Origin of the sequence: Maricaulis sp., from assembly GCF_017643475.1 — a bacterium.
Classification (GTDB): Bacteria; Pseudomonadota; Alphaproteobacteria; order Caulobacterales; family Maricaulaceae; genus Maricaulis.
Genome location: NZ_JAEPNI010000001.1, coordinates 1,468,912 through 1,476,568 on the forward strand (window position 1 = coordinate 1,468,912; position 7,657 = coordinate 1,476,568).

The window sequence follows — 7,657 nt, forward strand, 5'->3', positions numbered from 1 at the left end:
GACGACATGAGCGACACGAACCCCGATAGCGCACAGGTTAGGCCATCCATCGCGATGGCCTGGTCGCATGGTGTGCGGACCGCGGGGCTCGTCTGGTCCAGCCAGCCCTGGCTGATCATTTGTATTTCCATCCTGACCGTTGTGGTGGCGCTTTTGCCAGCTGCGGCGCTCTACATGTCTCGGCTGATCGTCGACAGCGTTGTTGCGGCGATCGAGAGCGGAGCAAGCGCTGATCGGGATGCAGCATTGATGTGGGTCGGTGTTGAGGCTGCTATACTCGCTGTTCTGCTGGCGGCCAGGCGCTTGCTGGCGTTCGAGCGATCTCGGCTTCAGGTAGAGCTCGGATATGCAACCAACCAGGCGATCCTGGGCAAGTGCGCCGCTTTGGATCTGGAGCAGATCGAGCGAGCAGACCTCCAGCAACAACTCGTCATCGCCAAGCAATTTGCCACGAGCCGGCCCTACAACCTGGTCAGCCGTGGTTTCGACCTGTTACAGCACGCGCTGACACTTGTTTCGGTAGCGGTCCTGTTGTGGGCATTTTCGCCGCTATTGCTGGCCTTCATTGTGGCGGGCGCCCTGCCGCTTTTCCTGGGTAATCTTCGCTTCGCCGACACGGCATTCGGGTTCTACAAGGGACGCACGCCGGAAGTGCGCGAGCGGAGTTATCTGGAAAGCCTGATCACGGGTGAGGGCAGCGCCCGGGACCGGCTCCACTATCGGCTCGATAGGCCGTTGCAGGCGCGATATCGCGAGCTCTTCCAGTCCATGTTTCAGCGAGATCTGGTGATGAAGGGGCGGCATGCGTTCTGGGGGGCGGTGCTGGCCATCCTGTCGACGGCCGTGTTTCTGGGCGCCAAGGTCTGGATTGTCTGGGTCACCATTTCCGGCGCGATCACGCTCGGTCAGATGACGATGTTTGTCGGCCTGGTCAAACAGGGGCAGGCAAGCGTCACCAGTCTTCTGGCAGCCTTCAATGGTGTGGTTGAGGACGTGCTTTATCTCTCAACGCTCTATGGTTTTCTCGACACGCCGGTCGAGGCCCGCGCAAGCGGGGTGAGTGTTGGGGAAACGCCCGGCGATGGCCTTCGTTTCTATATGTTTCCTATCGCTATCCAAACGGCCCGCGACTGGCGCTGGATGATGTTACGTTTCATGTGCCGGGAGGGAGCGCACTGGGTATTGTCGGGGTGAACGGGTCAGGCAAGTCGACGCTGATCAAACTGGCATTGGGGCTATACCGGCCGTTGAACGGCAAGGTCCTGCTGGACGGGACGGATCTGGCGGACTGGGACCGGGAGGCCCTGGCGAGACGATTTGGTGTGCTCTTTCAGCCGTCCACCAATTTCAAGATGACGGCCCGTGACAATATCGAGGTTGGTGTTGGTCTTGCGCCAATGTCGGACGAGGCACTGGCCCGCGCGACAGAGCTGGGCCTGGCCGATGAGGTGATTGCCGATCTGCCTGAGGGCTATAACAGCCGTCTTTCAAAGCGCTTTGTTGACGGGATCGAGATGTCGGGCGGCCAGTGGAAACGCCTGGCTTTGGCGCGCGCCTACGCTAACCCAGATGCTGACTGTGTGATTCTGGACGAACCGACTGCCGCCCTTGATGCCAATGCCGAGGCTGAACTGCTCAAACGGCCGCGAGACGGCACGGGACTGATCATCATCTCGCACCGCCTGTCCAATCTCCGGCCGACGGACCAGATCATCATGCTGGAAAAGGGGCGTCTTATCGAGCAGGGCGACCATGACGCGCTTGTTGAAAAGGGCGGCGCCTACGCCACCATGTTCAACGTGCAAGCCAAGGCCTATCGCTGATCAATAACGCGGATTGGTCGTCTGGTAGGTAGAGGAGTTGCCGATGGCAGTCGCCGTGCCGGTGATCATGCCGCCGGTCGTCATCTGACCCGTTACCACCGAACTGATTGTCGCCGAGTTGGTCTGGTTCATCGCACCATAGGCCGTCACCGGGCATTCCGAGCAGATATAGCTGGTCGCCGCATTACCGAATGCTGTCGAGGACAGCATGGCGACGCCGCCTGCATCACCTTCGAAATTGGCTCGGGCCGTGACATTCGCCGTATTTGTCTGGTCCAGCCCCATGAAGGAGTTTGAACCGATATTGGACAGCACGGCGGAGTTTCCAACGCCTTCGGCGGCAACCGTCATCAGATCCACGTCGAAATTTCCGACAATGATCTCGGAATCAGCCAGCACCTCGCCGCTATTGGTCTGCTGTCCCTGCAGGTGGGCATAGGCTTCCTGGTTTTCGATCCGGACATTATTGCCATTAGCCGATGCGGTCGCATTGGTCATCTCGCCACCGCCGCCGGCGTTCACACGAACCAGGCCTGTCACATTGCCGCGATTATCCTGGTCGACATCGACGACTTGCGAGGCGGCGTCATAACCGGTCACCATGGCGGAATTGCCGTTGGCGGCTGCGACCGTCGTCGAAGACACGCCCAGCCCCGCGGTTGGCGCAAGCACATAGGCGTCTGCTGTCACAGAGGCGCCGCTATCCTGGCGCAGGTCGAGATTGGCTTCGCCCGCATAGGCCGTTGATTCCCAGGCATTTGCCGAGGCGCCGGCCGTTGTGACCGAGGTGATGCCGTAATTGGAGAGCGAGTGCTGGGCCGTCGAGCGGACCTGCGCGCCATCGAGGGCGTTCTGCTGCGAGGTGACGTCCATGCCGTTGTCGACAAGAACCACAGCGGAGTTACCGAACATGGTCGAGGTTGTGATCGCAGCCCCGTCAATCGTCTGCGCATCGGTCGTTGCGCGCCCGACCACACTGCCGGAGAAAGTCTGGGTGTTCTCGATATCGTGCGGCGTGAGCACGTCAATGGTCAGCGCATTGGCCATGCCAATGGCTGTCATCATCGCGCTCGCAGCTTGTCCAACCGAGGTCTCGGCGGTCACCTGAATATTGGCGTTCAGATTGACCTGCCCGTTGAGAATCTCAGTCGTATCGTCCGCGTAGGTAGCTGCGCACGTGAGGATCGCGGCGGTCATGGCCGTGCTCAACAGTTTGACGCGCTTGGACATTCGAGGTCTCCCGGGAGCCATAGGCTGTAGCGACATTGACGCCGCCGGTTACATTGGTTGAGCCACCGATTGGATCGGAATAGTGGCAGGCCGCGCTTGGATCGACGCCATAAAGCTGGGCGGAAACTTCCAGGACAGCGCGTTCGATGACAGAGCGTACGGCCAGCTGGACCGGCTCGAGCGAGCGGCCACCAGCCGAGATGTCGACAACGGCTTCATCCCAGAAGGCGAAGATGCCAGCGCTTATCTCGCGGCCGATAATCTGTTTCTGGTAGGAGATGACGTCGACGGTCTCCATCGTGCGTGTATCATTGAGCCGCAAATCGAGGCCGATATTCATCACCCAGGTGCGGCGATTGAAAACACCGGTCGGGTCACTGTCGATGCGGTCACCGCCCAGGATATCAACGCCGCCGGAGCGGATATTGTAGTTCAGCTCGGTAATGCCGCCGACCAGATGGAAGTCGGAGCCGGGCAGCGAGGCTGCGTAGATCTGACGTTGATCGCCGTTCTCGTCGCCAATCAGCTGATTGTTGGCATAACGCAGCTCCAGCTCGGACACCGAGGTGTCAAAACGCTCGACCAGACGGATGCCGGCCTTGGCAAAGGCGGAGATCGCCATCAGCGAGGCGCCCTGGGTCACAGCAGCACCGCCTTCAAGTGAGGCGCGTCCGGTGTAGTCCGACAGGCGACCCACAGCGATGCGCGGCGAGACCAGATTGTTCGCGCGGGCGTAGTTGGCCAGGCATACCAGGGCCTCGGAATAGGGGGTCGGGTTCGCGGTCACCGGTGCGCCGCCGATCGGCTGCGCGTAGAGTCCGTCAGATCCGCCCGTGCGAGCGGTCGTGGCACAGCCGGACAGGGCCAGCGCGCCGGCCAGTGTGGCCAGGAGAAGTTTAGCCTTCTTCATTGTCTTCACTCGTTTCCCCGTTGGACTGGGCGTTGGCGTTGACGTTGCCATTATTGATCTGGGTCGAATTGACGATGACAGTGTTCCACTGACCGGTGACATTCACGTTAAGCTGGTTGCCGATGGCCGTTGCATTGGCACCGACACCGCCTCCGAACAGGCCGTTCAGCTGGCTGGAAACGCCAACACCGGTCTGGATGACACCATCGATGATGACGCGATTGCCTGCAGACGAGCGTGCCGCGGAACCAGCGCTTGCCGTGGCGCCAGACCAGGGACGTTGCTCCTGGCCATAGGCGACGCCGTAGGGGCGTTCCCACTGGGCCGTCGTCTGTGTTGACTGGGCGCTCGCCGCCGAGGCGGCCAGCATTGTCAGGCCGATGGCAGAGGTCAAAAACCGCGTCCGCTTGTGTGTCATCCTGCGTCCTCACTGGCACGTATTCATACGTGAGACGTGCAACGTGCGTGCCAGAGGGGAAAGCCTGTAAAACCGGTTCACCCGGTGGGGGAATTAAGTTGTGATTAACGAAAAAGTGCCCGTTTGAGCCATCACAAGAGGGAGTTGCCAGAATGAGTGTGCCGCATCGGGACAGTGGCGATCGTGAGCCGGTTTTCAATTCCATGCCGGTGGTCGTGCTCGTCTTGGCTCTGGCCATACTTGGCGCCGAGCTGGCGAAAGTCGTGGTGCCACCGCTCGGCGAGCTGATCTTCCAGGCCAGCGTTCTGGTCCATACTCCGGCGGGGCAGGTGCCTCCCGCGCAGCCGCTTGGTCAATACCTGCCTTTCCTGCTCCATTTCCTCGTCCATTTCGGCTGGCTGCACATCATCATGAATCTGGTGGTGCTGCTCTCGGCCGGCCGCCTCGTCGCCCGTGTTCTCGGCGACAGCGCACAAGGTGTATTGCTGTTCCTGTCGTTCTTTGGTGCGTGCAGTGTTCTGGGCGCCGTTGCCCAGGTGGTTGCCGAAGGCAGTGAGCCGCTGATTCTGGGCGGCGCCTCCACAGGGGTCTCCGGCTTGATCGCAGCAGCCGGCTGGGTGCGTGGCGGGTATGCCGGCATGCTCAGATTGACCTTGCCCTGGATCGGCGTGAACCTGGTCATCGGCTTGCTGGGTGTGGCGTTTCCGATCCCGATCGGTTGGGCGGCGCATATCGGCGGCGCGGTTGCGGGGGCAGGGTTGTTTCCCGTCATTCTCAGGCTTGCCCGTCCGCGCTGACTACCACAGCCTCTCATATTGCGGCTCACCATCAATCTCGATCCCCTTGATCAGGGCACGCCCATCGGACGGGATCGACACGATCAGGCGGGGTGACCGGCTGTCATCTCGGAGAATTGAATCCAGCTCGAGCGCTGTTGCCCGATCCGCGAAATACCGGTTGAGCCCATAGTCGATCTGGACCACCTCATGCCGCTCATCTGCCTGGCCTCTGAAATAGACGCTCGTCACAAGGCCCAATATTGCCGGGCCCGTTTCCGGCCGCTCGTGATGAAGGCTGCTGGCGATCCAGACGCCGGCCTCGTTCGGTTCAAGCGCGACATAGACTAGGTCCTCTGCCTGGATCTCGTCGAGACCGCCCAGGTCGCGCAAGTCCAGTATCGCGATATCCAGGCGAATGCGGCTGTAATGGCCCAGGAACGGATCGCGCGGATCATAACCCGTGACATCGAGCACCACTTCCTGGCCGCCCGCACGCCGGGCCGTATTACTGCCCAGCATGAAGACCAGAAATGCCGTCATCACGGCTGCTATGATCAAGAGGCGGTTTGTATGGCTCATGACACGTCTCCCTGGCTTGTTGGCAGGCGCTTGCGCCATTTCAGCAAACCCCAGCTGAGGCCAAACAGCACAAGCCCGCCCGTGAGGAAGAAGAGGGAAGTGGAGAGCAGGCCCGAGAATGTCTCCCAGTAAACATAGGCGGTGTGCAGGATGAAGCCGGCAATGCCCAGCGTGCCGGTGGCCCGGGCATCCGCTCGTGTACCGATCAGGATCAGCGAGATGCAGAAGGCATAATAGGCCGTGCCGAACAGGATGCGCACGGCGAGAAAGACAACGGGATCCTCGATGTAGACAATGAAGGGGAAGCTGGCAGCTGTGAGGGCGGCGATGGCGACGCCCAGCCCGGTTCGTTTGCGCTGCCCGCCCCCGTTTATCCAGGCCATCGCAGCGATGCCGCCTGAAAGGGCGAGGGCGAGTGGCACGTAGAGGGCCGGATTGGGCATGCCCGGGCCTGTGTCTGAACGGTTCAGTTCGCGCACAAACGCCTCGTATTCGCCGAGCGGCCACTGGATCAGTGCGCCTCCGATGATGGCCGCCGTGCCACACCAGCCCGCGATCACGCCGGCCGTTGGCACCTGGCGGTGACGCAGGAGCGCAAATCCGGTGGCCAGGATGCCAAAGGACAAGAGGGTGAGGGTGGCAATCTGGTGTGCTTCCATGCCCAGGCTTTCCAGGCCGCGGACCAGAGCATTGATCAGCCAGGGCAGGAGAGCCAGTCCAAGCAGGTTGACGGAGACAGAAGAATTGAGGCGCGATGACGCGGCCAGCATTACGGCCCAGACCAGGGCATAACTCCACATGGTGTCCGGTGCGGCGGGGGAAAGGATCTCCAGCCAGACCCACAATGCCGACAGAAGCGTCGCCAGGATCATCACCGGCCTCGACGACACCGCGAGCGAAACAGCCAGTGCCGCCAACGCCCAGATCAGAACCGCCGTATTGCGGAAGGAGGATAGATTGAATGTCTGGGCAGTCAGCATGATGGTGATGCCAAACATCGCCGCACCCAGAAGGGCCAGGGCATGGCCAAGAACCGGGGCGTTGCAGTCGAAGGCGCGTCCGGCCGCAAACAGGCTGACCCAGATCACAGCCAGCAGCAGCGCGAAGACAAGCAGTTTGGGTGTGGCGTCCCAGTTGGCGCCGACAAAACTGATAGCGGAAAGGGCAATTAGCACCGATCCCAGAATGGCCAGCGCGCCGACCGGCGTCCATCCACCCGGTGCCTTCGCTACATCATCCAGTATCGATGCCTTGCCGTCTTGGCTGACCCAGCCCTCGGACTGCCAGCGTTACAGGTCCCGCTTGAGACGCGATTGATAGCCCATGCTGTCTCCCCGATCCGGTGATGAGGTCCGTCACGCCAGTAGACTGACGGAGGCGGGGAGGCCTGTCCACGTTAGTTTGATTCACGCGAGGCGCCTCGTCTAAGGGCTCACATTTCTTTCGTTTTGTGGTATAAGGAGACTCCATAGGAATGGAGTGACCCATGCGAGTGGAGACAATCCTCAATGTAAAAGGGCGTTCCGTAGTCACCATTGAAGACGGCTGCACACTGCGCGAGGCGGCCCAGGCGCTGGATGCCAACGCCATTGGTGCTTTGGTGGTGGTCGATCCAACCGGTCGGCCGATTGCCGTCCTGACCGAGCGCGATATCGTTCGCGAGCTGGCGATGCATGGTCGGGCCAGTCTCAACAGGACTGTGGCGAACGCCACTACACCCGCCTTCGTGACCGCTGCCCCGGACGATACAGTCGAGGATATCATGATGCGCATGACAGATCGCCGTGTTCGTCATTTGCCTGTTCTGGCTGGTCGGGAGTTGGTTGGAATCGTTTCGATTGGCGATGCTGTGAAGGCGAAGATGGAGGCGGTTGAGGCTCAGACGGCGGCGATGCGGGAGTATATTTTGTCCTGAGGG

General features: G+C 61.0%; 8 protein-coding genes and 1 pseudogene. 4 read left to right on the forward strand and 5 right to left on the reverse strand.

The features are described from left to right. Positions 1 to 6: 6 nt before the first annotated feature. Positions 7 to 1,194, forward strand: coding sequence for a hypothetical protein (locus JJ889_RS07140; RefSeq protein ID WP_291893109.1), 1,188 nt, complete (start codon positions 7 to 9; stop codon positions 1,192 to 1,194). After that, on the forward strand, positions 1,191 to 1,823 hold the full coding sequence (locus tag JJ889_RS07145) for an ABC transporter ATP-binding protein (RefSeq protein ID WP_291893112.1): 633 nt from the start codon (positions 1,191 to 1,193) through the stop codon (positions 1,821 to 1,823). The genes JJ889_RS07140 and JJ889_RS07145 overlap by 4 nt, the downstream gene beginning before the upstream one ends. Here JJ889_RS07145 and hfaD read toward each other — a convergent pair whose 3' ends face one another. The 3 genes from hfaD to hfaA are packed head-to-tail and all read right to left on the reverse strand — an operon-like array spanning position 1,824 to position 4,381. Continuing rightward, entirely contained in the window at positions 1,824 to 3,053 is a 1,230-nt protein-coding gene (gene hfaD, locus JJ889_RS07150; RefSeq protein ID WP_291893114.1) for a holdfast anchor protein HfaD, read from the reverse strand. Beyond that, on the reverse strand, positions 2,968 to 3,963 hold the full coding sequence (gene hfaB / locus JJ889_RS07155) for a holdfast anchoring protein HfaB (protein ID WP_291893116.1): 996 nt from the start codon (positions 3,961 to 3,963) through the stop codon (positions 2,968 to 2,970). Before hfaB ends, hfaD begins: the two co-directional genes overlap by 86 nt. Then, a complete protein-coding gene (hfaA, locus tag JJ889_RS07160) occupies positions 3,950 to 4,381 on the reverse strand; it encodes a holdfast anchoring protein HfaA (RefSeq protein ID WP_291893118.1) in 432 nt (143 codons plus the stop codon). The genes hfaB and hfaA overlap by 14 nt, the downstream gene beginning before the upstream one ends. 152 nt (positions 4,382 to 4,533) lie before the next feature. Here hfaA and JJ889_RS07165 point away from each other — a divergent pair, with 152 nt between their 5' ends. Then, entirely contained in the window at positions 4,534 to 5,178 is a 645-nt protein-coding gene (locus tag JJ889_RS07165) for a rhomboid family intramembrane serine protease (protein WP_291893120.1), read from the forward strand. Here JJ889_RS07165 and JJ889_RS07170 read toward each other — a convergent pair whose 3' ends face one another. Together JJ889_RS07170 and JJ889_RS07175 are read right to left on the reverse strand one after the other, a co-directional pair. Beyond that, positions 5,179 to 5,739 (reverse strand): GDYXXLXY domain-containing protein, encoded by a 561-nt coding sequence (locus JJ889_RS07170; protein ID WP_291893123.1) that lies wholly within the window; start codon positions 5,737 to 5,739, stop codon positions 5,179 to 5,181. Continuing rightward, positions 5,736 to 7,016: pseudogene (locus tag JJ889_RS07175) on the reverse strand (DUF2157 domain-containing protein); the annotation flags it as partial. The pseudogene JJ889_RS07175 and the gene JJ889_RS07170, both read right to left, overlap by 4 nt. Positions 7,017 to 7,225: 209 nt before the next feature. On the opposite strand from JJ889_RS07175, the gene JJ889_RS07180 reads away from it, so the two are divergent. Beyond that, the gene (locus JJ889_RS07180; protein ID WP_291893126.1) at positions 7,226 to 7,654 is read left to right on the forward strand and encodes a CBS domain-containing protein; all 429 of its coding nucleotides are present in this window, start codon (positions 7,226 to 7,228) and stop codon (positions 7,652 to 7,654) included. The last annotated feature ends 3 nt before the right edge of the window (positions 7,655 to 7,657 follow it).